The organism is Bordetella petrii (assembly GCF_020991325.1).
Lineage (GTDB): Bacteria > Pseudomonadota > Gammaproteobacteria > Burkholderiales > Burkholderiaceae_B > Bordetella_A > Bordetella_A petrii_E.
In genome coordinates this window covers 1-25,561 of the sequence record NZ_JAJMLX010000032.1, presented here as the reverse complement: position 1 = coordinate 25,561, position 25,561 = coordinate 1, and the positions used below count along the sequence as shown (strand labels likewise).

The window sequence follows — 25,561 nt, the reverse complement described above, 5'->3', positions numbered from 1 at the left end:
TCTGGGCACACCCTCCCCCATCAGTAACCCCCTCCTCACTGGTGCATCTCCTGCCGGGCCTGAAGCTCCTCCTGGCGCTGTTGCTGGAGCACCCGCGCAACGCACCGCGCGGGTCGCCTTATTTCGCGCGCGGCGCCCTGGGGGTGAACCGGCCCGCCAGCTTGCCTGCCGCCGGCCTGACCATGGATATCCAGACACCGGAACTCGACCTGGACCAATGGGAGGCCGTGGGCGATCAGGCCGCCGCACCCAAGAAGAAGGGGAGCAAGCCGGCGCCCGCGGTATTTCCGCCTTTGGGCAAGATCGACCTGCAGGCCGGCCGCCTGGTGGTATCGGGCTGGACGCTGGACGACTTGAAACTGGCCGCCACGCGGCCGGCACCTGAGCACTGGCAGGTGCACCTGGATTCCCGGCAGGCCGCAGGTTCGCTGGCGTGGCGCGAGGCCTCGGGAGCGATCGCGGGCCAGGTGACGGCGCGCCTGAAACACCTGGCCCTGGGGGATGCCTCTGCCACCCCCGCCAGCGACGACAAGCCGCTGAGCACCGAAGACAATCTGTCCGATATTCCCGCCGTCGACCTTCAGGCCGAGACGTTCTCGCTGTACGGACGCGACGTGGGCGCCCTGCAAGTCGTGGGCACCAATATCGAACGCGGCCGTACCTGGCGGCTAGACAAACTGCGCATCGCCAATGAGTCGGCCGAACTGGACGCCACGGGCAACTGGAAGCTGGACGGCGCCCAGCGCGGCCTGACGGTGGACGCCAAGGCCCAGTTCAAGGATCTGGGCGCCTTCATGGACCACCTGGATTTCAAGGGCATGGTAGGAGGCGGCAGCGGCAGCATCAGCGGCAAGCTCACCTGGCGCGACCTGCCCTGGTCGCACGACCTGGCCAATATCGACGGCCAGGCGCGAATCAGCCTGGACAAGGGGCGCTTCCTGAACGTGAATTCGCGCAGCGCGCGGCTGCTGGAATTGCTATCGCTGCAGTCGGTGCAGCGCCTGGCCAAGCTGGAGGTCAACCCGACCAATCTGGTGCGCGACGGTTTTCCTTTCGACACCATACGCGGCGACATGACACTCAGCCGTGGCCTGATGCATACCGATGGCTACAAGCTCAACGGGCCGGTGGCGGCCATCGTGCTGGCCGGCGAGACCGATATCGTGGCAGAGCGCTGGAACCTGAAGGCGGTGGTGATCCCCAACCTGGATGCCAGCGGCGCGGCCGTGGTGGCGGGGCTGGCGGTGAATCCGCTGATCGGCCTGGGGGCGTTCGTGACCCAATGGCTGCTGAAGCAGCCGCTGGCGCGCGCCATGACCATGCAGTATGCGGTAACCGGGTCATGGGACGACCCCAAGATCGCGCCCATAGAAACCCGCACGGAAGCGGTGCCGGGGCCGGTCGACGACCACATCGAGCACTGATACGGGTGTGGCGGGTGTCTGGCTCCCGCCAGGGTGCCAGACACCGTGGTGCGCCACGAGGGTCTTGGTTGGACGGTGTCAGGCACCCTGATGGGAGCCTGACACCCGGACATGATGGCGAGAGCCAGACACCCGGCAGATGATCCCCACGAAGCTAAACACTTCGCACGAAACAGGCCTTCCCAGACCCAGGACGCGCGGATCCGGCTCCGCCGGTCCGCCAGCGTCGCCCCCCTGGGGGGATGAGCCCGGACAGGGAGCAGTCCTTGAGGACTGTTCCCTGCCTGGCGAATCCGAGCGGCCTGCCAGCCGCGAGGTGGAGCGCGCGCAGCGCTCCGGGGGGACCCTACTTCTTCATCATGTCGAAGAATTCGGCGTTGGTCTTGGTGGCGCGCATCTTGTCCAGGATGAACTCCATGGACTGGACTTCGTCCATGTCGTGGATGAACTTGCGCAGCACCCACACTTTTTGCAGCAGTTCCGGCTTGATCAGCAGTTCTTCGCGGCGGGTGCCCGATTTGTTCAGGTTGATGGCCGGGTAGACGCGTTTTTCGGCCAGGCGGCGTTCAAGGTGCACTTCCGAGTTGCCGGTGCCCTTGAATTCTTCATAGATGACTTCATCCATGCGGCTGCCGGTTTCGATCAGCGCGGTGCCCAGGATGGTGAGCGAACCGCCTTCTTCCAGGTTGCGCGCCGCGCCGAAGAAGCGCTTGGGGCGCTGCAGGGCGTTGGCGTCCACGCCGCCGGTCAGCACCTTGCCGGAAGCCGGCACCACCGTGTTGTAGGCGCGGGCCAGGCGCGTGATGGAATCCAGCAGGATCACCACGTCTTTCTTCATTTCGACCAGGCGCTTGGCCTTTTCGATGACCATCTCGGCCACCTGGACGTGGCGCGTGGCCGGCTCGTCGAACGTGGAAGCCACTACTTCGCCGCGCACGGTGCGCTGCATTTCCGTGACTTCCTCGGGGCGTTCGTCCACCAGCAGCACGATCATGACGGCATCGGGGTAGTTGGTGGTGATGGCGTGGGCTACGTGCTGCATCATCACCGTTTTGCCCGACTTGGGGCTGGCCACGATCAGGCCGCGCTGACCCTTGCCGATCGGGGCGAAGATGTCCATGATGCGGCCGGTAAGGTTTTCCTCGCTTTTGATGTCGCGTTCCAGGCGCAGCGGCTGGTTGGGATGCAGCGGCGTCAGGTTCTCGAACATGATGCGATGCTTGATCGCTTCGGGGGGCGAGCCGTTGACCTTGTCGACTTTCACCAGCGCGAAGTAGCGCTCGCCGTCTTTGGGGGTGCGCACCTCGCCCTCGATGGAGTCGCCGGTGTGCAGGTTGAAGCGGCGGATCTGCGACGGCGAAATATAGATGTCGTCGGTGCTGGCCAGGTACGAGGTTTCGGGCGACCGCAGGAAGCCGAATCCGTCGGGCAGGACTTCCAGCACGCCATCGCCGAAAATCTGCTCGCCCTGCTTGGCGCGCCGCTTCATGATGGCGAACATCAGTTCCTGCTTGCGCAGGCGGTTGGCGTTTTCGATTTCCAGGCCGGCGGCCATTTCCAGCAACTGCGAGACGTGCAGCGCCTTCAGTTCATTGAGGTGCATTGCGGTGAGAGGGGGAAATTAGAGAGGGCTTTGCTGGCGGGCCACGGACGGGCCCGCGCGGTATATGGGCGCCGGCGGTGCCGGCGCGTGGTTGGTTGCGTGTAGTGTATTACAACGCGCCGTCCAGGAAAGCGGTCAGTTGCGACTTGGACAGTGCGCCCACCTTGGTGGCGGCCGCCTGGCCGTCCTTGAACAGCATCAGGGTGGGAATGCCGCGGATACCGTACTTGGACGCGGTGTCCTGGTTTTCGTCGACATTGAGCTTGGCAACCGTAAGGCGCCCGGCGTATTCGGAAGCCACTTCTTCCAGAATGGGGGCGATCATCTTGCACGGGCCACACCAGGCCGCCCAGTAGTCGACCAGCACGGGCTGGCTGGACTTGATCACATCGCTGTCGAAGCTTGCGTCGCTGACGTTCTTGATTTGCTCGCTCATGGTGATTCTCGGTTCAGCAGCATGGGACGCGCCGCGGCCCTGCCGTTTTGTTCTACTAAAAGTTAGGGGGTTAAGCATACCACTGTTGATAACAACAGGGTTTGCCGGTTTTGTGTAGGATGTCGCGGCGCGGTCTGCGGGAAAATATCGGCAGACCGCGTGCGGCGGCCATGCGGCTGCCGGACTCGTCATGGTACCGAATTCAGGGCTGGTCAGGACGTGCGCATCCCACCTCAGGCCGCGCAGAATCTGGACTTGTCCGTAAAATGTCGGTTTTTTTCCACAGATCTTGGGGATAACTTGGCTACACCACGTTACACCGAAGCGTCCATCCGCGTCCTGAAGGGGCTGGAGCCGGTGCGCCAGCGCCCGGGGATGTACACCCGCACTGAAAACCCCCTGCACGTCGTGCAGGAAGTCATCGACAACGCCGCCGACGAGGCGCTGGCCGGCCACGGCAAACAAATCCAGGTCACCCTGCATGCTGATGGCAGCGTGTCGGTGGAAGACGACGGCCGGGGCATCCCGGTCGGCCTGCACCCCGAAGAGCACGCGCCCGTGGTCGAACTGGTGTTCACCCGGCTGCACGCGGGCGGCAAGTTCGACAAGCAGGGCGGCGGTGCCTATGCCTTCTCGGGCGGCCTGCACGGGGTGGGGGTGTCTGTTACAAACGCGCTGGCCACCCGGCTGGAGGTGGTGGTGTGGCGCGATGGCGCCACCAATCGGCTAGTGTTCCAGGGCGGCGACGTGGCCGAACCCCTGGCGCCGTATCCCGAGGCCGGCCGCAAGAAGTCCGGCACGCGGGTGCGCGTCTGGCCGGACGCCAAGTATTTCGACAGCGCCCAGATCCCCATGGGCGAACTGACACACTTGCTGCGCAGCAAGGCGGTGCTGCTGCCGGGCGTGAAAGTCACGCTGGCCAACGAAAAAACCGGCGACACCAAAACCTGGCAATACGAAGACGGCCTGCGCGGCTACCTGGCCGAAGCCCTGGCCGGCGCCGAACTGATGGTGCCGTTCTTCGAGGGCCAGCAGTATGCCGGCGCCGACCACGAAACCTTTGCCGACGGCGAGGGCGCCCAATGGGTGGTGGCCTGGACGGAAGACGGCAATGCGGTGCGTGAATCCTACGTCAACCTGATACCTACTCCGGCGGGCGGCACGCACGAATCCGGCTTGCGCGAAGGCCTGTTCGGCGCCGTCAAGAGCTTTGCCGAACTGCACAGCCTGCTGCCGAAGGGCGTGAAACTGCTGCCCGAAGACGTGTTCGCGCGAGCCAGCTTCGTGCTGTCGGCCAAGGTGCTGGACCCCCAGTTCCAGGGGCAGATCAAAGAACGCCTGAACAGCCGCGACGCGGTGCGCCTGGTGGGCGGTTTTTCCAAGAGCGCGCTCGATCTCTGGCTGCACAGCAATGTCGAATTCGGCAAGAAGCTGGCCGAACTGGCCATCCGCCAGGCCCAGGCGCGCGCCCGTTCGGCGCAGAAGGTGGAAAAGCGCAAGAGTTCCGGGGTTGCCGTGCTGCCCGGCAAGCTCACCGATTGCGAATCCTCCGACGCGTCGCGCACCGAAGTGTTCCTGGTCGAGGGCGATTCGGCCGGCGGTTCGGCCAAGATGGGCCGCGACAAGGAATTCCAGGCCATCTTGCCGCTGCGCGGCAAGGTGCTGAATTCCTGGGAAGTCGACCGCGACCGGCTGTTCGCCAACAACGAAATCCACGACATCGCCGTGGCCATCGGCGTGGACCCCCACGGCCCCAACGATACGCCCGACCTGTCCGGCCTGCGCTACGGCCGCATCTGCATTTTGTCGGACGCCGACGTCGACGGCTCGCACATCCAGGTGCTGCTGCTGACGCTGTTCTACCGGCACTTTCCCAAGCTGGTCGAAGCCGGCAATGTCTATGTGGCCAAGCCGCCCCTGTTCCGGCTGGACGTGCCGGCCCAGGGCAAGCGCCCGGCCCGCAAGATCTACTGCCTGGATTCCGGCGAACTGGAAGCCGCGCAGGACAAGCTGCGCAAGGAAGGCGTGCGCGAAGGGGCCTGGAGCGTCAGCCGCTTCAAGGGCCTGGGCGAAATGAACCCCGAACAGTTGTGGGAAACCACCATGAATCCGGACACGCGCCGCCTGCTGCCCGTGGGCTACGGCACCCAGACGCCCGAAGACACCACCCGCATGTTCGACATGCTGATGGGCAAGGGCGAATCTTCGCAGCGGCGCGCCTGGATCGAAGAAAAGGGCAACCTGGCCGAACTCGACATCTAACCCCCGGCCTGCCGCGCCGGGCTGCTTGACCGTATACGCAACTCCGAACCCACATGACCGACACCAATCAACCCGGTTTGTTCGATGAAGCCGCTGGCGAGGCCGACGAGGCCATCACGCTGGCCCGCTATGCTGAACAGGCCTACCTGGACTACGCTGTTTCCGTGGTGCGGGGCCGCGCCCTGCCCGACGTGGGCGACGGCCAGAAGCCCGTGCAGCGCCGCATTCTGTACGCCATGCAGGACATGGGGCTGGGCCCTGGCGCCAAGCCGGTGAAGTCGGCCCGCGTGGTCGGCGACGTGCTGGGCAAGTACCACCCGCATGGCGACCAGGCGGCCTACGATGCCATGGTGCGCATGGCGCAAAACTTCTCCCTGCGCTACCCCCTGATCGACGGGCATGGCAATTTCGGGTCGCGCGATGGCGACAATGCCGCCGCCATGCGTTATACCGAAGCGCGCCTGACGCCGTTCTCGCGTCTGCTGCTCGACGAGCTGGGTGAAGGCACCGTAGATTTCGCGCCCAACTACGACGGCAGCCAGCAAGAACCGCAGATGCTGCCGGCGCGCCTGCCGGTCATGTTGCTGAACGGCGCCTCGGGCATTGCCGTGGGCATGGCCACCGAAATTCCGTCGCACAACCTGCGCGAAGTGGCCCAGGCCTGCGTGGCGCTGATCAAGCAGCCCAAGCTGTCCGACGAGGACCTGCACGCGATGGTGCCGGGCCCCGATTTCGCCGGCGGCGGCCAGATCATCACGCCGGCGGCCGATATCGCGCAAATCTACGCGGGCGGACGCGGTTCGCTGAAGGCGCGCGCCCGCTGGCAGTTCGAGGAACTGGCGCGCGGGCAGTGGCAACTGGTGGTGAACGAACTGCCGCCGGGCACCTCGGGCCAGAAGGTGCTGGAAGAAATCGAGGAAATCACCAATCCCAAGGTCAAGACGGGCAAGAAAAGCCTGACCCCCGACCAGCAGCAGGCCAAGGCCGTGATGCTGAACCTGCTGGACGCCGTGCGCGATGAATCCGGCAAAGATGCGGCCGTGCGGCTGGTGTTCGAACCCAAGACCTCCCGGGTCGACCGCGATGAGTTCGTCAACACCCTGCTGGCGCAAACCAGCATGGAAAGCAGCGTGCCGGTCAACCTGGTGTGTATCGGCACCGACGGCCGCCCGCGCCAGAAGGGCCTGCGCGACATCCTGACCGAATGGGTGGCGTTCCGCACCGATACGGTCGTGCGCCGCACCCGCCATCGCCTGGACAAGGTCATCGACCGCATCCATGTGCTGGAAGGGCGCATGGTGGTGTACCTGAATGTCGACGAAGTCATCCAGACCATCCGCGAATCCGACGAGCCCAGGGCCGCGCTGATGCAGCGCTTCAAGCTGTCCGAGCGCCAGGCGGAAGATATCCTGGAAATGCGCCTGCGCCAGCTGGCGCGGCTGGAAGGCATCAAGATCGAGCAGGAACTGGCCGACAAACGCGACGAGCAGGCCCGCCTGCAGGAACTGCTGGACAACCCGGCTTCGCTCAAGCGCCTGCTGGTCAAGGAAATCGAGGCCGACGCCAAGCAGTATGGCGACGACCGCCGCACCCTGATCGAAACCGCGGAACGCGCGGTGCTGGAAACCAAGGTGCTGGACGAGCCCGTCACGGTGATCGTGTCGCAGAAGGGCTGGCTGCGCGCGCGCCAGGGCCATGGGCATGATGCCTCGCAGTTCACCTTCAAGCAGGGCGACCACCTGTACGGCGCCTTCGAATGCCGCACCACGGACACGCTGATCGCCGTGGGCGACAACGGCCGGGTGTACTCGGTGCCGGTGGCGGGCCTGCCGTCGGCGCGGGGCGACGGTCAACCCGTTACCACCATGATCGACCTGTCGCCCGGCACGCGTATCGTGCACAGCATCGTCGCCGCGCCGGACAGCCGCTGGCTGTTGGCCACGCAAGGCGGTTTCGGGTTTGCCGCGCGCCTCAGCGACATGGTGTCGCGCCAGCGCGCCGGCAAACAGTTCATCACGCTGGAGGCGGGCGATGCCCTGCTGCGTCCCGTGCCGCTGTTCCAGGGCGCGCAACGCCTGGCACTGCTGTCGGCCAAAGGCAAGTGCCTGGTGTTCGGGCTGGACGAGGTGAAATCGCTGTCCGGCGGCGGGCGCGGCACCATCCTGATGGGGCTGGACGGAACCGACAAGCTCGCGCAGACGGTGCCCATCGGCGTGGGCGGCCTGCGCGCCACCGGCGTGTACCGGAACAGGCCTACCGAGGACGTGCTGGCGGGCGCCGCGCTGGAGGCCTATGTGGGCAAGCGGGCCCGCAAGGGCCGCCTGCTGGATGTGCGGCCCAAGCAGCCCGTGCTGTCGCCGGTAATCTAATTCTGCGGGGCGGGCGTGTCATCGCGATACGCCCGCGGATACCCCGTGTTGCCGCAGCATGTTCCCCAGCCCGCCAGCCTGGACGTATGGCCGATGCCGGGGTTGAACACATTGCAGGGGTCCAGTTGGCGATAAAACCCCGCAAGCGCGGGCTTGGCCACATACAAATGCCCGACATTGTGTTCCGCCGGGTATTCGGCCTGCCGCGCGTCCAGCAGGCCCCACATGCGGTGTTCCATCGCCATGGGGTCCACGCCTTTCCTGACGATATAGTCCTGGTGGAATACATGGCAGAAAAAATGCCCGTAGTACAGCTTGTGGACCATGACGTCGTCCATGTCGGCGGGCAGCGTCTCGACCCATTCCGGGTCGTTGCGGCGCAGGGCGATGTCCAGCGCCACGATGTCTTCCACTGAGCGGCGGTGGGTGTCGCGGTAGCGGATGGCCGCGCCGGCCACGGCGAAGCGGTGCAGGAATGCCTTGCGGCCCTCGTCGGGCTCGCAATGGAAATAGGCCCCTTTACGGCCGGCGAAGTGCGCGTCCAGGAAAGCCCGCGTGGCGTCGGTGGAATCCTTGGCCACGCGCACCAGCAGGTGATGCTCGTAGCGGTTGCGGAAATCGCGCATGCGGGCCGGCAGATGGCTGGGCAGCAGGGCCATGGCGCACTGGATGACGTGGTCCGTGACGTTGCGCAGGCCCAGTTTCTCGAAAAAACCGTCGATGCGGCTCTTGAGCGCGAAAGCCGCCGGCACGCGCCCCGTGCCCAGCTTGTCGATCAGCAGGAACGTGTCCTTGCCGTAGCGTTCGCCGATATCGAAGGCCACGCGGTGGATGTATTCGCCAGCGATGGGCAGGCTGGGCAGGGCCGTCAACAGATGGCGGCGCACCGAGGTCAGGTCTTCCGGGTCGTTGGTGCCGATATAGAACACATCGCTGGGTTCGCGCGGGAAGGTGTCCAGCCGCACCGCGAATATCCCGACCCTGCCGGCCGAGCCCGACGCCTCGAAAAGCCGCGCGGGGTCGGCGTTGTACCGGGCGGGCGTGGCGGCGTCCACGTCGCGCACATGCTCGGCATAGCGCGGGTCCGAGGCGGCGCCGATGCCGTCGTTGGCGATGTCTTCGGGGCCATAGTCGCCGGCCTGCAGCCGGGCCAGGATGTCTTCGGGTGTATCGCCCAGCGCAATGCCCAAGTGGTTGACCAGGCGCAGCACGCCATCTTCGCCCACCGACGCGTATAGCGCCAGTTCGGTATAGGCCGGGCCGCGGCGCACCAGCGCACCGCCCGAGTTGTTGCAGATGCCGCCCAGCACCGAGGCGCCGATGCACGACGACCCAATCACCGAGTGCGGTTCGCGCCCCAGCGGCGCCAGGGTCTGTTCCAGGCGGTCCAGCGTAGCGCCGGGCAGGCAGACGACCTGTGCGCCGTTGTTGATGACCTGCACGCCCTGCAGGCGCAGGGTGCTGATCAGCACGACCTGGCGGTCGTAGTCGTCGCCGTCCGGCGTGGAGCCGCCGGTCAGGCCGGTATTGGCGGCCTGCATGATGACGATGCATCCGGCCTCGACGGCCGCCTGCATCGCGCGCCATTGCTCCAGCAGCGTGCCGGGCCGTACCACCGCCAGCACCTTGCCCGCGCCGGTGCGGTGTCCCTTGCGAAAGCGCCGCGTGTCCCGGTCGCCCGTCAGCACGTGGGCCGCGCCCACGATTCCGCGCAGCGTGGCCAGCAGCGCGGGGTTGTCCGCGGCCTGTAATTCTGAACGGGGGCTCATGCTCGCACCAGCGATTCGCTCGTGATCTCGGCGATGGACTTGGCGCCGGTCAGCGTCATGGCCACGCGCATTTCCTTTTCGATCAGGTCCAGCAGGTGCGCCACGCCGGCCTCGCCGGCTAGCGCCAGCGCATAGATGAAGGCGCGTCCCAGCAGCACGGTGTCGGCCCCCAGCGCGATCATGCGCACCACGTCCAGGCCGCTGCGCACGCCGCCATCGGCCAGGATGGCCAGCTTGCCCTTGACGGCGTCGGCGATGGCGGGCAGTGCGCGGGCCGAAGACAGCACGCCGTCGAGCTGGCGGCCGCCATGGTTGGACACGACGATGCCGTCGGCGCCGAAGCGCACCGCATCGCGGGCGTCTTCCGGGTCGAGAATGCCCTTGATGACCATGGGCCCTTTCCAGAAGTCACGTATCCACTCCAGGTCTTTCCAGGAAATAGAGGGGTCGAAGTTGCCGGCCAGCCAGCCGATGTAGTCTTCAAGGCCGGTAGGCTTGCCCAGATAGGCCGATACGTTGCCGAGGTCGTGGGGCCGTCCGCGCAGGCCTACGTCCCAGGCCCAGCGCGGATGCATTGCCGCCTGCCAATAGCGGCGCATCGCGGCATTGGGGCCGCTCATGCCGGAATGCGCATCGCGGTAGCGCGCGCCGGGAACCGGCATGTCCACGGTGAAGACCAGCGTGGTGCAGCCGGCAGCCTGCGCGCGCTCCAGCGCGTTCTTCATGAAACCGCGGTCGCGCAGCACATAGAGTTGAAACCACATGGGGCGCTGCATGGCCGGCGCGACTTCTTCGATGGGGCATAGCGACACGGTCGACAGCGTGAACGGAATGCCCTTGCGGTCGGCCGCGCGCGCGGCCTGTACCTCGCCGCGGCGCGCATACATGCCGCACAGGCCCACCGGCGCCAGCGCCACCGGCATGGACAGCGCCTGGCCGAACAGGCGGGTTTCCAGGCTGAGCGCCGACACGTTCTTCAGGACGCGCTGGCGCAGGGCCACCCCGGCCAGGTCTTCGACGTTGTGCCGCAGGGTGTGTTCGGCATAAGCGCCGCCGTCGGCATAATGGAAAAGGAAGGGGGGGATCTTGCGTCGGGCGGCGGCCCGGTAGTCGGTAGCGGCAGAGATGATCATGTCTCGGGTTCTTATAAATGGGTCACGGTATCGCGCGCACCATGTGCATTTCTTGCCAGGATAGCCTGCATCGGCGCCTGGCGCCGGTCCGCCAGGCGGCCAGCATCGGGAGAATGGTATACATTTTCCGGCGATCGCGCGCCACTGCTCCATGAAAGGCAGCGGCGGCCTGTCTGCCAAGCGGGCGGGTTTCAATGCGCCACCCAAAAAAAACAGGCTCCCGAAGGAGCCTGTTCATGCCGGTTAGGCGGCGGCCAGTCCGTTCTGGCGCTTCTCGCGGCGCCCCTGCATGCCCCATATCAGGGCCAGCAGCAGCAGCGCCGGAACGTAGATCCAGAACTCGGATGGGCGGTGTGGGTTGGGGACTTTCACGTCCACCACGTCCCACCCTTGTTCCCAGCCGGCGCGGCGGGCGCGGCTGCCGAATTGCACGGCGCCGATCTGCACTTGGTCGCCCAGCGCGGTGACCATCAGGCCGGCTTCGCTCAGGCGCTTGCGGCCGGCGGCCGCGCCCGTGCTGGTGTCGCCTTCCGGCAGGGCGGGCAGGGCAACCGCCACGGTCTTGGTGAGCTCGTCGCCCTCGATGTTCATGCCGTGCAGCACCGCCACCAGGCGGCCGCCGTCGGGCAGGGCACCCGCGGTGGCCATGATCTCGGACGCCGGGCGGTTTTCGTACTTGTCGGCCAGGTGGTTCATGAACCAGTCGGGACGGAACAGCATGAAAGTCACCAGCAGCAGCACGCAGACGTCGAAGATCGTGCAACGCACCCGCATCCAGCCCAGCGTGGCCGCGGCGAAGGTCAGCGATGCCAGGGTGGCGCCGCCCACCACCAGCAGCAGTTCCCACCAGCCATGCACGTCGATCAACAGCAGCAGCGGGTTGAAGACGAACATGAACGGCAGCACCGCGGTGCGCAGGGCATAGGTAACCCCCTGGACGCCGGTCTTGATGGGGTCTTCGCCTGAAATGGCCGCCGCCGCGAAGGTCGCCAGGCCCACGGGCGGGGTGATGTCGGCCATGATGCCGTAATAGAACACGAACATGTGCACGGCGATCAGCGGGATCACCAGCCCGTTCTGCGCGCCCAGCTCCACCACCACGGGAGCCATCAGCGTGGCCATCAGGATGTAGTTGGCGGTGGTGGGCATGCCCAGCCCCAGCACCAGGCATACAACCGCCGTGAAGATCAGCATGAGCAGCACGTTGCCCATGCTGATCAGCTCGACGAAGGCCGTCATGCGCAGGCCCAGGCCGGTGAGCGTGATGGCGCCCACGATCAGGCCTGCGGTGCCGCAGGCGATGGCGATGCCTATCATGTTGCGCGCGCCGTCTTCCAGGCCGCCGATGGCTTCGGTCCAGCCGCGCTTGAGCGCGGGCGCCATTTCCTGGTTGCGGAAGAAGGCGGTCAGCGGCCGTTGCGTGATCATCTGGATCAGCATGGCCACCGCGGCCCAGAAGGCCGACAGCCCGGCGGACAGTTCCTCGATGCTCAGGCACCACACCAGGATGCCGATCGGGATCAGGAAGTGCAGGCCGGCCCGAACCGTGGGCCAGGGTTCGGGCCGCACCGGATTCGTGACGCTGATTTCCTCGGGCAGGTCGGGGTGGCGGGCGGCGATACGCAGCAGCCAGATGTCCAGCACCACCAGCAGCGCCAGCAATACCCAGACCGCCGCCGCGCCGGCCACCGCCTTGACGCCCATGCCTATCCAGTAGATCAGCCCCATGACGATCAGCGTGCCGCAGATCCCCATGCCCCAGCCCGCCAGCTTCTGCAGCGGCGTGCGGGGCTTGCCGCCCGACATCATCGGCTGGATACCCAGCTTCAGGGCTTCCAGGTGCACGATGTAGAACAGGGCAATGTACGAGATCGAGGCCGGCAGGATCGCGTGGCGGATGATGTCGGTATAGGGAATGCCCACGTATTCGATCATCAGGAAGGCCGCCGCGCCCATCACGGGCGGCATGATCTGGCCGTTGACCGACGATGCCGTTTCGATGGCCCCGGCCCGTATGCCGCCGTACCCGGCCTTTTTCATGAGCGGAATGGTGAAGATGCCGCCGGTAACCACGTTGGCCACCGATGACGCCGATACCAGTCCGTTCACGGCCGACGACACCACCGCCACTTTGGCGGGCCCGCCGCGCAGGTGGCCCAGCAGGGCGAACGACACCTGCATCATGTAGTTGCCGGCGCCGCACTTGTCCAGCAGCGACCCCAGCAGCACGAAGATGAAAATGTACGAAACCGACACCCCCAGGGCCACGCCATAGACGCCTTCGGTGGTCAGCCACATGTGCGAGGCCAGGCGTTCGATCGAGGCGCCGCGGTGCGCCAGCACGTCGGGCAGCCAGGGGCCGGCCAGCACGTACAGCACGAAGACCGCGCCCAGCACGGTCATGGGCAGGCCCAGCGAACGGCGGGTGACTTCCAGCAGCAGCAGCAGGCCGATGGCGGCCGTGGCCACATCCATGGTGGTGGGCTGGCCGGGGCGGCCCGCCAGTTCCTTGTAGAACAGGAACAGGTAGGCGCCGCAGAACGCGGCAATGAAGGCCAGCACCCAGTCATGCCAGGGCATGCGGTCGCGCGGCGAACTCTTGCGCGCGGGATAGGCCAGGTAGCCCAGGAACATGGCGATGCCCAGGTGCAGGGCCCGCGCTTCGGTGTCGTTGAAAATGCCCCAGCTCAGCGAGAACGGCAGCGGCGAGGCGTACCAGAGCTGGAACAGCGACCACAGCAGGGCGCCCAGCGCGAGTGTGGTGCCGGCGATGCCGCCGGCCTGGCGCCCGCCGCGATCGACGTCGGCTACCAGTTGTTCCAGATCGGCTGTCGTGGTGGACGGCTCGGTCTTCATTGAATCTCCCCATGGGGTTTGGGTGGCCGGCTGGAGCGCCGCGCTAACTGCCTGCGCGTGCGCGTGCCGGCGTCATGATGAAACAGGGCCGGCCTGCCCATGATGGATGGACTGGCCGGCCGGCACGGACGATTACAGCAGGCCTTTCTCTTTGAAGTACTTCTCGGCGCCCGGATGCAGCGGAGCCGACAGGCCGTTCTTGACCATGTCTTCGGCCTTCAGGTGGGCGAAGGCGGGGTGCAGTTTCTTGAAGTCGTCCAGATTGTCGAACACGGCCTTGACCACCGTGTACACGGTTTTCTCGGGCACGTCGGCCGACGTCACGAAGGTGGCGGTCACGCCGTAGGTCTTGGTGTCGTCGGGGTTGTTGGGATACAGGCCGCCGGGAATGGTGGCATGCGCGTAGTACGGGTATTTCTCGACCAGCTTGTCCACTGCCGGACCGGTCAGCGAAACCAGTTGCGCGCCGCAGGTCGTGGTGGGGTCCTGGATGTTGGCCGAGGGGTGGCCCACGCCGTAGAAGAAGCCGTCGATCTTGCCGTCGCACAGGGCCGAGCCGTGCTCGTCGGGGCGCAGCTCGGACGCCAGCGAGAAGTCTTTCAGCGTCCAGCCCATGGTGGCCAGCAGTTCTTCCATCGAGGCGCGCGTGCCCGAGCCGGGGTTGCCCACGTTGAAGCGCTTGCCCTTGAAGTCTTCGAACGACTTGATGTTGGCTTCCTTGCGGGCCACCACGGTGAACGGTTCCGGGTGGATCGAGAACACCGAGCGCAGCTTCTTGAATTCGCCGGCTTCCTTGAACTGGCCCGCGCCGTTGTACGCGTTGTAGCCCACATCGGATTGCACCACGCCCAGGTCCAGTTCGCCGGCCTTGATGGTGTTCACGTTGAACACCGAACCGCCGGTGGATTCAACCGAGCAGCGGATGCCGTGCGAGGAGCGGTCTTTGTTGACCAGGCGGCAGATCGCGCCGCCGGCGGCGTAGTACACACCCGTCACACCGCCGGTGCCGATGCTGACGAACTGTTGTTGCGCCGCGGCGGGCAGCGGGGCCGCGAAGGCCATGGCGACGGCTGCGCAGGCGGCGGCCAGGCCCAAGGTTTTCTTCTTGCCCAAGGTGTGTTTGACAGACTTGCTCATACAAACTCCTTTTGAGGATTTTCCCCGTGGAAATACCGGTGGTTCCGGCGATAAACGCGCCCGAGCCGGGGCGCGTGGTGTTGGCGCCGGGGTTGTGCCCCGGAGCAGGATTAGAACCTAGGATTGCGTTTGTGCGATAGCGGCATCAATGGCGCCGGCCAGGCGTTCGGTCAGTTGGTCGAGTTCGTCGTCCGACACGATGAAGGGCGGTGCCAGCAGTACATGATCCCCCAATTGCCCGTCTATCGTGCCGCCCATGGGGTATACCATTAATCCGCGCCCCATGGCCTCCCGCTTGACGCGGGCGTGCAGGCCATGCTTCGGGTCGAAGGGCTGCTTGGCGGCGCGGTCGGCCACCAGTTCCACGCCCATGAACAGGCCCCGGCCGCGGATGTCGCCCACATGCGGGTGGTCGCCTAGCGCGGCCTGCAGGCGTTGGCGCAGGCCGTCGCCCTGTTGCCGCACGCGCTGCAGCAGATTGTCGCGATGAATGATTTTCTGCACCGCCAGGGCAGCCGCGCAGGCCGTGGCGTGGCCCAGATAGGTATGGCCATGCTGGAAGAAGCCGCTGCCCTGGCTCATGGCGGACACGATTTTCCCTTGCGCCATGACCGCACCTATGGGTTGGTATCCGCCGCCCAGGCCCTTGGCGATGGTAACCAGGTCGGGAATGATGCCTTCCTGTTCAACCGCGTACAGGCTGCCGGTGCGGCCCATGCCGCACATCACTTCGTCGGCGATCAGCAGCACGCCATAGCGGTCGCATACCTCGCGTATGCGCCGGAAGTAGCCCGGCACGGCAGTCAGCGCGCCGGCGGTGGCGCCCACCACCGGTTCGGCCACGAACGCGATGACGCTGTCGCCGCCCAGTTGCACGATGGTGTCTTCCAGTTCCTGCGCCAGGCGCGCGCCATAGGCCTCGGCAGATTCGTCGGCGCCGCGGTCGCGGTATTCATAGCAGGGCGACACGTGGGTCACGTCGATCAGCAGCGGCTTGAATTGCGCCCGGCGCCACTCATTGCCGCCCACGGCCAGCGCGCCCAGCGTATTGCCATGGTAGCTCTGGCGGCGCGCGATGATGTGGCGCCGCTGGGGCTGGCCGATCTCGACGAAGTACTGGCGCGCCATTTTCAGCGCGGCCTCGACGGCCTCGGAGCCGCCCGACACGAAATAGGCGTGGCTGGTGCCCGCCGGAGCGTCCGCCACCAGCTGGCTGGCCAGTTGCTCGGCTACTTCGCTCGTGAAGAATCCGGTGTGCGCATAGGCCAGCTGGTCGATCTGCGCATGCATGGCGGCCCGGACGTCGGGGTGGTTGTGCCCCAGGCACGATACGGCGGCACCGCCCGAGCCGTCCAGGTACGCGCGGCCGGCGCTGTCGTATAGCCAGGCGCCCTGGCCGCGTACTGCCACCGGCGGGGTGGCGCGCAATGAACGATGGAATACGTGGGTAGTGCTCATGTCGGTAGTTTCGCTAAAAGGCGGGCGCCGTGGCGCTCAGGAGGAGGTATCGCAAAAAGGGTAGGCCCCGCGGTCGGCATGGCGGTACGGCAGGGTGGTCAGGTCGGCCGGGCCGTAATCGGGCGTGTCGACGATCAGGATCTCTTGAGCCAGCGGTTCGTAATGATGCCGGAAATGGGTCTTGGAGCGCAGCACTATCACGTCGAAATCCGTGGACTTCAGGCCAAAAATGCGGAACGGATCTTCGTCCACCCCGAACACATAGTTGGACGTGACGCTGACCGATACGCCGCCGATCTGCAGCAGGGCCGTCGGGCCCAGGTCGACCAGCATGCCGTGGTTCATCTTGCCCGACACCCGGAATTGCATCGGGCCTGCCTGTACCACGCGCGCCTCGACCTTCAGGCGCGGGCCGGCGCGTTCCGAGGTCCAGCCGCCCAGTTCGATGGTGCCGGTGTTGCCCGCGCCGATTTCGGCGGCGCGACGGGCCGCCTGCGGGTCCATCATGAAGGGCACCGCGGCGCGTTCGGCCCCGCGCGCCAGCAACTCGGCCAGCACGTAGGTGGAATCGTTCATGCGGTCGGCGTGTTCCAGCAGCACGTAGGGCTTGCCGGCCGGATGCGCCAGCACATAGTCGACCGATTCGGCCACGCCCCGCACGGGCAGCGCGTGATACAGCGCGTCGCGCCTGGCATGGATGGCGGCACCGAGCTGTCCGGCCACCTGCCGGGCCCGTTCCGGGGCGGCGTCGGTCACGCACAGCACCGAGAAGCCGGTATTGGGCGCGTCGGCATAGGAAAAGCCCGCCATCACCGAAATATCCAGGTAACCAGGTTCGCTGCGTTCCAGTTCGCGCGCCTGGGCCAGGATGCGGGCCAGGCAGGGCAGGGCCGTGGCGCTGAAGATGCTGGGCACCAGCACGCCCGGCTTGGCTATGGCCAGCGTGGGCCGGATTTCGCCCCGCAGCGTGCGCATCATGCAACGCGCGGCGCGGCGGCCCGTGTCGCCCATATCCGTGTGCGGCGACTGCTGGTAGGCAAACGCCGCATCCAGGTTGCGCAGCGTGCCGGCATCCAGGTTGCCGTGATAGTCGAACGCCACCATCACGGGCATGCCGGGGCCCACGGCGGCCCGCACGGCGTTAATGAAGTGGCGTTCGGGGTCCAGGTGCGACGGGGCCCACGACGCGCCGTGCAGGTGCAGCAATACGCCATCGAGCTCGTCGCGCCGCTCCCGCAGCGCGGTTGCGATTTCTTCGGCGTAGCGCTCGACGGCCTCGTCCGAGGCCGGGCCCAGCGCGCCGCGGTAGGCATTGACGATGGGCATCATTCTGGCGCCCTCTGCCTCGCACACTTCGATGAATCCGCCGATGACGGTGTTGGTGCCGCGCAGCGCCGTCAATATGTCGGCGCCGCGCTGGCAACCCTGCTCGAAGTCGGTATAGGTGGAGACCACCGGCAGGAAACTGACCGACTCGATGTGGAACCCGGCAATCGCGATATGCATGGCTGGCTTCATTGGACCGGCAGTTTGGCTTTCTTGACCACTGCCGCCCATTTGCGGGTTTCCTGGGCGGCGTAGTCCGCCAGCGCTTGCGGCGGGCCGCCCACCAGTTCGATGCCCATGGCCTGCAGCCGTTCGCGCGTGGCGGGGTCCTGCAGGGCCTTGTTGAACGAGCCGTTCAGCTTTTGCACGATCTCGGGCGGGGTGCCGGGCGGCGCCACCAGGCCGCCCCAGGCCACGCTTTCGAAGCCAGGCTGCAGGGTTTCGGCAACCGTGGGCAGGTCGGGGAACAGCGGCGAACGCTGCAGGCTGGTGATGGCCAGCGGGCGCAGCTTGCCGGCTTTCAGGTGCTGGCCGATGCTGGGCGTGTTGTCGATCAGGGCGTTGACGGTGCCGCCGATCACATCGGTGGTGGCCGCCGGGCTGCCGCGGTACGGCACGTGCATCATCGGCAGGCCTGCGGTCTGCGACAGCAGTTCGCCGCTCAGGTGGCCCGAAGTGCCCGGGCCGGGCGAGGCATAGGTCACTTCGCCGGGGTGCTGCTTGACGTAGTCGGAGAACTGCTTGATGTCCTGGGCGGGAACTTCAGGGTTCACCGCCAGGATGTTGGATACCTTGACCAGCAGCACGACCGGCGCGAGCTTGTCCGGGTCGTAGGGCAATTCCTTGAACGTGCTGCGGTTGATGGCCAGCGTCACATTGTTTGCGTAGCCGACCGTATAGCCATCGGGCTGCGCGCGGTAGACCTGGCTGATGCCGGCAATGCCCGAGGAACCTGGCTTGTTTTCCACCACCAGGGTCTGGCCCAGGTCTTCGCCGACTTCCTGGGCCAGCACGCGCATGATGATGTCCGGCGAGCCGCCCGCCGCCGAGGGCACGACCAGCGTGATGGCGCGCTGCGGATAGTCTTGCGCCGCCGCGGGCGCGGCCAGCAGCGCGCAGAGCGCGGCGCCGGCCAGGGCGGTGTTCAGTTTGCTGCCTGGCAGATAGGCCATTTTTTCCCCTTGTGGTCTGGTCAGTGGTTCGATTGGCCCGCGGCTGCCGCCGACCAGAACACCTTGTCGGCATGCATGCGGTCTTCGATTTCGCTCAAGCGATTCAGTACTTCGACCCCGCCGCGCGCCGTCAGGCGTGCGATCAGGTGTTCGGCCAGGCCCAGCAGCCCGGCCGTTGTATGAAAAAACGACCCCGGCCCGCGCTGCATGGGCTGGTGCCGCACGCCCTCGCGATCGGGGCGCTCGAACAACAGCACGTGCCGGGCGTCCACGGCCAGGGGCGACAGCGCATCGTCCGTCAGGGCAATCACCGCCACGCCCTGCTGCGCGGCTTGCCGTGCCAGGCGCACCGTGGCGGTGGGATAGGGCGACTGCGATATCGCGATCAATGCGTCGGTCTCGCGCAGGTTGTCCACGGTTTCGGCCTGCAGCCCGCCCAGCCCGTCGATCAGCACACTGTTGCGCCGCACCAATTGGTAGGCGTAGTGCATCTGGAACGCAATGCCGAACGCCGAGCGCGTGCCCAGGAAACCCACCTGGCGGGCCTGCAGCAGGGTCTTGACCGCGGCGTCGAACGCAGCGGAACTGTTCAGGGTGCAAACCGACTGGATCTCGCTGGCCTGCAGGCTGGTCAGGGCATCGTGGCCGGGTTTGCCCGTGCTATCGCCATGCAGCGCCTGCAGTTCGGCCGCGCGTTCGCGCAGGCTGGCCGGGTGTTCGCCTGTCAGGGCCTGCTGGAACGGCGCGCGGAATGCCTCGTAGCTGTCGTAGCCCGCGGCGCGGGCCAGGCGCAGCATGGTGGCGGGGGCCACGCCCACCGCCTGCGCCTGGCGGCGCATCGACCACAGGCCGACTTCGGCAGGGTGGTCGGCCACCCAGCGCGCGGCACGCTGCAGTTCGGGCGGCAATTGCTCAAGCAGGCTTTGCAGGCGCTGCAAGACCAGTAAAGGCGGGGAGGGCGGCGGCACGGTGGCGGTAGAGCGCGGGGATGACTGAAGGTGGCCAGAAAAAACACATGATAAATAACTGCCGAAATAAAAAACATATGTTTTTTCGCCGATCAGGGTTAATCCCGATCCTCCCGCCAGCCTGTCCCCGACCCAGTTGCCCGGCTTGTCCCTTCATAGGGAAATCGTCCGGGTATTTTCTTAAAATCTGATATTTACAATCATCTTCTTGAAATGTGCGTGTATCTTTTTGCATTTTCCGGGCGATATGGGTTGACCTGGAAGGTTCAAGCGCATATTATCTGGGTAGAATCATTTGAGTAGAAATCAATCCTACTGAACTATTTTCAGTCATGAACAACGTGCCTACGCCCGATCCGTCACAGCAGTACGACCTGCGCATTTTGCGAGCCCTGCGCCGCATTACGCGTTCGATCGCGCTGCACTCGCGCCAACTGGCGGCGCTCAGCCACATCACTGCGCCGCAGTTGATGTGCCTGCGTACGGTCATTGCCAATGGGCCCATGACAGCCACCGCCATCAGCCGTGACATTCATGTCAGCCCCAGCACGGTCGTGGGCATCCTCGACCGCCTGGAAGACAAGGGCCTGATCCGGCGCGAGCGCGGCCGCGAAGACCGCCGCATCGTGTTCGTGACCGCCACCGATGCCGGCCGCGAACTGGCCAGCCAGGCACCGTCGCCGCTGCAAAAGCACCTGGCCGACGCACTCAATGCGCTGCCCGAGCTCGAGCAGGCCACCATTACCTTGTCGCTCGAGCGCATCGTCGCCCTGATGGAACAGGAAGGCCATGCGGTGGAAAGCCATGGCGACGTGTCGTCGCCCATTCTGGAAGTACCTACCGGCGGAGCACCGCCCGAGTCGGGGCTAGTTGTATGAGAGGACAGGAACTGCAAAACACCACCCAAATTTCTTCGGCCGTCCAGCCGGCCGCGGGCACCTCGAACGTGCACCTGCGGCCGCCGCGCCGCACCGATGGCGCCGCGCTCCATCGCCTGATCGCCGAGTGCCCCCCGCTGGACGTCAATTCTTTGTACGCCTATCTGCTGCTGTGCGAGCACTTCAGCGCCACCTGCGTGGTGGCCGAAAGCGCCGGCGGACGCATCGATGGGTTTATTTCCGCATACATGCCGCCAGCCCGGCCCGACGTGATCTTCGTCTGGCAGGTTGCCGTGCATTCCCGCGCACGCGGCCAACGGTTGGGCCGCACCATGCTACGCGAGCTGTTGCAACGCAAAGAGCTCGAGCATGTTCGTCATCTTGAAACCACGGTGGGGCCTGACAACCAGGCTTCGCGCCGCACCTTCGCCGGCCTGGCCGGCGAACTGGGCGCGCACATCGCCGAACAGCCGTTCTTCGACCGGCAATTGTTCGGCGGGGCCGACCATGACGACGAGATGTTGTTGAAGATAGGTCCGTTCACCCTGCCGGCCGTTTAGGGCGCAGGTTGTCGGCTTGTCGAACCGGGACGCAGCTGTGTGCCCGTTGCCCCGCAGGGCATGGGAAAGCGCTGTGTCTGTCAATTCACGAGATGAAGGGAGGATTCTATGGACTTGAAAATCTTTGACCGGATGGAGTCGGAGGTGCGTGGCTACATCCGGTCGTTTCCGGTGATATTCAGTCAGGCGCGCGGTTCGCTCCTGATCGATGAGGAAGGTGGCGAGTACATCGACTTCTTCAGCGGCGCAGGTACCTTGAACTACGGCCACAACAATCCGGTCTTCAAGGAAAAACTGCTGGAGTACCTGGAGTCCGATGGCGTCGTGCATGGCCTGGACATGGCCACCAGCGCCAAGAAACAGTTTCTGGAAGCCGTTGACCGCGTGCTGCTCAAGCCGCGCAACTGGCAGTACACGCTGCAGTTCACGGGCCCCACCGGCACCAACGCGGTCGAGGCGGCGCTGAAGATCGCACGCCAGGTCAAGGGCCGTTCGAACATTATTTCGTTCACGCACGGCTTCCATGGCGTCAGCGGCGGTTCGCTGTCCGCGACGGCCAACATGAAGTTCCGCGACGCGGCCGGCTACGCGCTGGGCAACACCACGTTCATGCCGTATGACGGTTATTTCGGCCCCGATGTGGACACCATTGCTTATCTCGAGCGCATGCTGGAAGACCCCAGCAGCGGCCTGGACAAGCCCGCCGGCGTCATCGTCGAGACGGTGCAGGGCGAGGGCGGTGTCAATGTGGCCACGCTGCGCTGGATCAAAGAGCTCGAAAAGCTGTGCCGCCGCCACGACATGCTGTTGATCGTCGATGACATCCAGGTGGGTTGCGGCCGCACCGGCAGCTTCTTCAGCTTCGAGTCGGCTGGCATCCGCCCCGACATCATCACGCTGTCCAAGTCGCTGTCGGGCTTCGGCCTGCCCATGTCGCTGGTGCTGATGAAACCCGAGCTCGACATCTGGAAGCCGGGCGCGCACAGCGGCACCTTCCGCGGCAACAACCTGGCGTTCGTTACCGCCACGCAGGCACTGGACACCTATTGGGCCAGCGATGCGTTCTCGACCGAAGTACAGCGCAAGGAACGCCTGGTGCGCGACTGGCTGGAAAACCTGGCCCACAGCTACCCCAACGCCGGCCTGGCCGTGCGCGGGCGCGGCCTGATCCAGGGCCTGGTCACGGCGGCCGAGCCGGCCCTGGCCAACCGTATCGCCCAACACGCGTTCAAGCGCGGCGTGGTGATCGAGACCTCGGGGGCGCAGGACGAAGTGCTGAAGCTGCTGCCGGCCCTGACTATCGAAGACGAGCTGCTGACGCGCGGCCTGGAAACCATCGAGGCTTCCGTGGCCGATGCGCTGGGCGAATCTGGGCAATCTGCCCGTGTTCTGAAATTTGGAGGAAAACGTCGATGATCGTACGCAATGTGAAAGATGTGATCGGGACTGCAGACGAAGTCCGTACCGACACCTGGGTCAGCCGCCGCGTGCTGCTGAAAAAGGACGGCATGGGATTCTCGTTCCATGAAACCACCATTTTTCCCGGCGGACGTACGCACATCCACTACAAGAACCATCTTGAAGCGGTCTGGTGCATCGAGGGCGACGGTTCCATCGAGACTATTGCCGACGGCAAGAAATACGAACTGGGGCCGGGCGTGGTTTATGCCCTGAATGAAAACGACGAGCATTGGCTGTGCGGCGGCAAAGAACCGCTGCGCGTCATTTGCGTGTTCAATCCGCCGCTGACCGGCCAGGAAGTGCACGACGCCGATGGCGTCTATGCGCTGCCCGCCGAGCCGCAAGCGGCCTGAGAACAAGGAGGCTGAATATGATCTCACCTGCGCAGGATCCGTACGCCTCGCGTACGGATCGCGGTTCCGCCATCATCGCCCGCCAGGACCCGGTGGTCTATGGCGACGGCAAATATGCCGACGCCCTGTCGGCCGAACAGGTACAGGGCTACGACCGAGACGGCTTTCTGCTGCTGGAGAACGTGTTTTCCGACACGGAGATCCAGGCACTGGTGGCCGAAGTCGAACGCATGACGCGCGACCCGGCCATTGTCCGCCGCGAAGAGGCCATCACCGAGCGCGGCAGCAATGCCGTGCGCTCGATCTTCATGGTGCATGTGCTCAATGCCATGCTGGCCCGCCTGACCCGCGATCCGCGCCTGGTCAACGTGGCTCGCCAGCTGCTGGGCTCCGAGGTGTACATCCACCAGTCGCGCGCCAACATGAAGCCGGGCTTCAAGGGCAAGGAATTCTATTGGCATTCCGACTTCGAGACCTGGCACGTGGAAGACGGCATGCCGTCGATGCGCGCGCTCAGCTGCTCGGTGCTGCTGAGCGACAACAATGAGTGCAACGGCCCGCTGATGCTGGTGCCTGGCTCGCATCGCCAGTTCATTTCGTGCGTGGGCGAAACCCCGCGCGAGCATTACAAGCAGTCGCTGAAGAAGCAGGAATACGGCGTCCCGGATCCTGTCAGCCTGCAACTGCTGGTAGAGCAGGGCGGCATCCGCACCATGACGGCCAAGGCCGGCTCGGTGGTGTTCTTCGACTGCAACACCATGCATGGTTCGAACAGCAATATTTCGCCGTGGCCGCGCGCCAATGTCTTCATGGTTTACAACAGCATGGAGAACACGCTGAATCCGCCCAAATACGGGCTGGATCCCCGGCCCGAGCACATTGCCACCCGCAAGGCATTCAAGGCAGTGACGCCGCTGGATGCGTTGAAACTGGTGGAATAAGAAGCCGCCTTCGCGGCCGGTTTCCGGCCATGAGCCCCGGGGCGCCAGCCCCGGGGCTTTTTTGTTTGGGTAATGCGATGGAATTTTTCTGTACGTACAGCTTGTACGTATCGGATGTACACTAGGCGTTTTTCAAGCCGGACGCGCCGGTATCCTCGGGCTGGCCGTCCCCGATAAAAGCTCCTGGAGACACACTCATGAACTCCGAAGTTTCCCGTTTCCCCATGTTCTCGGCCATGATGAAAGTGCCAGGCGGGTTGATGCTGCTGCCCCTCATCCTCGGTTCCATCATCGGCACCTTCGCGCCCGACGCCCTGGCCATAGGCGGGTTCACTACGGCCCTGTTCAAGAACAGCGCGCTGCCGCTGATCGCGCTGTTGATCTTCGCCACGGGCACCCAGGTGAACATGCGTACCGGCGGGCCTATCCTGGCCACGGCGGGCACGATTCTGCTGATGAAGACCTTGGTGCCCGCCACCCTGATCGTGCTGCTGGGCAGCATGGTGGGCCTGGACGGTGTCTGGGGCGTGTCGATCCTGGCCTTGCTGGCCGCCTTCGACAACAGCAACGGCGGCCTGTGGCTGGCCTATACCGGGCAATATGGCGACAGCCGCGACCGCGGCGCCTATGTGGCCAGCGCCGTGAATGACGGGCCGTTCTTCAGCCTGCTGTTCCTGGGGGCGTCGGGCCTGGCGGATATTCCGGTGGTGGCGCTGGTGGCCGCGCTGGTGCCGTTCCTGCTGGGGGGGCTGGTGGGCAACCTGGACGTGCAATGGCGCAACGTGCTCAAGCCGGTGCCCAATATCGTGATCCCGTTCTTCGCGTTTGCGCTGGGCACTGGCATTAATCTGGGTGCCGTGGTGTCTGGCGGCCTGACGGGGCTGGTGCTGGGCCTCTTGATCAGCCCCGTGACCGGTTTCCTGGTCTACCTGGGGTATCGCTATATTCTGCGCCGCGGAGGCAAGAGCGGCATCGGCTTCGCGGCCGGCACCACGGCGGGCAACGCGATCGCCACCCCGGCGGTCGTGGCGGCGGCCGATCCTTCGCTGCAGCAGTACGTCAGCACGGCCACCGCCCAGGTCGCCGCGTGCGTGCTGATCAGTTCCATCCTGGCCCCGTTGCTGGCGTCGTATTTCCTGAAGCGCGCGGGTGAATTGAAGCCTGCCGACGATGTGGCCATGGCCCAGGACGAGCCCGTGGCCGTTCCCGAGGCGAGGATCTGAGCGTGACCGCCTTTATCGCCATCGTTGCCGACGACCTGACCGGTTCGGGCGACACCGCCGTCCAGTTCGTGCGGGCTGGCTGGCCCACGCAACTGTCGGTGGGGCGGGCGCGCCAGGCGCTTGCCGACCCGGCGGCCAGTCAGGCCGAGGTCATCGCTGTTACCACCCATAGCCGCCCGCTGCCTGGACCGCAGGCCGCCGCCGTGGTGCGCGACGATGTCGCGGCCCTGCG

At 65.6% G+C, this 25,561-nt stretch carries 20 protein-coding genes; 10 read left to right on the top strand and 10 right to left on the bottom strand.

The features are described 5' to 3' along the window. Positions 1 to 1,424: AsmA-like C-terminal region-containing protein (locus LPZ50_RS05540; RefSeq protein ID WP_329957643.1), on the top strand; the 1,424-nt coding region annotated here is incomplete at its 5' end. Between the two features lie 346 nt (positions 1,425 to 1,770). Here LPZ50_RS05540 and rho read toward each other — a convergent pair. Then, the gene (gene rho / locus LPZ50_RS05535; protein ID WP_230658641.1) at positions 1,771 to 3,027 is read right to left on the bottom strand and encodes a transcription termination factor Rho; all 1,257 of its coding nucleotides are present in this window, start codon (positions 3,025 to 3,027) and stop codon (positions 1,771 to 1,773) included. A gap of 109 nt (positions 3,028 to 3,136) precedes the next feature. Further along, entirely contained in the window at positions 3,137 to 3,463 is a 327-nt protein-coding gene (gene trxA, locus LPZ50_RS05530) for a thioredoxin TrxA (RefSeq protein ID WP_230658639.1), read from the bottom strand. A gap of 300 nt (positions 3,464 to 3,763) precedes the next feature. On the opposite strand from trxA, the gene LPZ50_RS05525 reads away from it, so the two are divergent. Then, on the top strand, positions 3,764 to 5,725 hold the full coding sequence (locus LPZ50_RS05525) for a DNA topoisomerase IV subunit B (protein WP_230658637.1): 1,962 nt from the start codon (positions 3,764 to 3,766) through the stop codon (positions 5,723 to 5,725). A gap of 53 nt (positions 5,726 to 5,778) precedes the next feature. Beyond that, the gene (parC, locus tag LPZ50_RS05520; protein ID WP_230658635.1) at positions 5,779 to 8,094 is read left to right on the top strand and encodes a DNA topoisomerase IV subunit A; all 2,316 of its coding nucleotides are present in this window, start codon (positions 5,779 to 5,781) and stop codon (positions 8,092 to 8,094) included. On the opposite strand, the gene dld is transcribed toward parC, so the two are convergent. From dld to LPZ50_RS05480, 8 genes are all read right to left on the bottom strand, one after another. Beyond that, a complete protein-coding gene (gene dld, locus LPZ50_RS05515; protein WP_230658634.1) occupies positions 8,091 to 9,863 on the bottom strand; it encodes a D-lactate dehydrogenase in 1,773 nt (590 codons plus the stop codon). The genes parC and dld overlap by 4 nt on opposite strands. After that, positions 9,860 to 10,996: an FMN-dependent L-lactate dehydrogenase LldD gene (lldD, locus tag LPZ50_RS05510; RefSeq protein ID WP_230658632.1), complete on the bottom strand. Its 1,137-nt coding sequence runs from the start codon at positions 10,994 to 10,996 to the stop codon at positions 9,860 to 9,862. The genes dld and lldD overlap by 4 nt, the downstream gene beginning before the upstream one ends. A gap of 243 nt (positions 10,997 to 11,239) precedes the next feature. Then, positions 11,240 to 13,852 carry a TRAP transporter permease gene (locus tag LPZ50_RS05505; protein ID WP_230658630.1) on the bottom strand — a complete coding sequence of 871 codons (2,613 nt, stop codon included), beginning with the start codon at positions 13,850 to 13,852 and terminating at the stop codon, positions 11,240 to 11,242. A 132-nt stretch (positions 13,853 to 13,984) separates the two neighbouring features. Beyond that, entirely contained in the window at positions 13,985 to 14,989 is a 1,005-nt protein-coding gene (locus LPZ50_RS05500; protein ID WP_230658628.1) for a TAXI family TRAP transporter solute-binding subunit, read from the bottom strand. A gap of 117 nt (positions 14,990 to 15,106) precedes the next feature. Then, positions 15,107 to 16,447: an aspartate aminotransferase family protein gene (locus LPZ50_RS05495; RefSeq protein ID WP_230658626.1), complete on the bottom strand. Its 1,341-nt coding sequence runs from the start codon at positions 16,445 to 16,447 to the stop codon at positions 15,107 to 15,109. A 36-nt stretch (positions 16,448 to 16,483) separates the two neighbouring features. Continuing rightward, entirely contained in the window at positions 16,484 to 17,953 is a 1,470-nt protein-coding gene (locus tag LPZ50_RS05490) for a M81 family metallopeptidase (protein WP_230658624.1), read from the bottom strand. 8 nt (positions 17,954 to 17,961) lie between these two features. Continuing rightward, positions 17,962 to 18,945, bottom strand: a complete 984-nt coding sequence (locus LPZ50_RS05485; RefSeq protein WP_230658622.1) for a Bug family tripartite tricarboxylate transporter substrate binding protein — start codon at positions 18,943 to 18,945, stop codon at positions 17,962 to 17,964. A gap of 20 nt (positions 18,946 to 18,965) precedes the next feature. Beyond that, positions 18,966 to 19,883, bottom strand: a complete 918-nt coding sequence (locus LPZ50_RS05480; protein ID WP_230658620.1) for a MurR/RpiR family transcriptional regulator — start codon at positions 19,881 to 19,883, stop codon at positions 18,966 to 18,968. A 362-nt stretch (positions 19,884 to 20,245) separates the two neighbouring features. On the opposite strand from LPZ50_RS05480, the gene LPZ50_RS05475 reads away from it, so the two are divergent. The 7 genes from LPZ50_RS05475 to LPZ50_RS05445 form a co-directional block, all read left to right on the top strand. Further along, entirely contained in the window at positions 20,246 to 20,791 is a 546-nt protein-coding gene (locus LPZ50_RS05475) for a MarR family winged helix-turn-helix transcriptional regulator (protein WP_230658618.1), read from the top strand. Beyond that, positions 20,788 to 21,351, top strand: a complete 564-nt coding sequence (gene ectA, locus LPZ50_RS05470) for a diaminobutyrate acetyltransferase (RefSeq protein WP_230658616.1) — start codon at positions 20,788 to 20,790, stop codon at positions 21,349 to 21,351. Before LPZ50_RS05475 ends, ectA begins: the two co-directional genes overlap by 4 nt. A 108-nt stretch (positions 21,352 to 21,459) precedes the next feature. Next, entirely contained in the window at positions 21,460 to 22,767 is a 1,308-nt protein-coding gene (gene ectB / locus LPZ50_RS05465; RefSeq protein WP_230658614.1) for a diaminobutyrate--2-oxoglutarate transaminase, read from the top strand. Further along, on the top strand, positions 22,764 to 23,165 hold the full coding sequence (locus LPZ50_RS05460; RefSeq protein WP_230658612.1) for an ectoine synthase: 402 nt from the start codon (positions 22,764 to 22,766) through the stop codon (positions 23,163 to 23,165). The genes ectB and LPZ50_RS05460 overlap by 4 nt, the downstream gene beginning before the upstream one ends. Positions 23,166 to 23,182: 17 nt before the next feature. Beyond that, the gene (thpD, locus tag LPZ50_RS05455; RefSeq protein WP_230658610.1) at positions 23,183 to 24,106 is read left to right on the top strand and encodes an ectoine hydroxylase; all 924 of its coding nucleotides are present in this window, start codon (positions 23,183 to 23,185) and stop codon (positions 24,104 to 24,106) included. Positions 24,107 to 24,303: 197 nt separating this feature from the next. After that, positions 24,304 to 25,329: a 2-keto-3-deoxygluconate permease gene (locus tag LPZ50_RS05450; protein WP_230658607.1), complete on the top strand. Its 1,026-nt coding sequence runs from the start codon at positions 24,304 to 24,306 to the stop codon at positions 25,327 to 25,329. A gap of 2 nt (positions 25,330 to 25,331) precedes the next feature. After that, on the top strand, positions 25,332 to 25,561 hold a 230-nt coding region (locus LPZ50_RS05445), incomplete at its 3' end, for a four-carbon acid sugar kinase family protein (protein ID WP_230658605.1).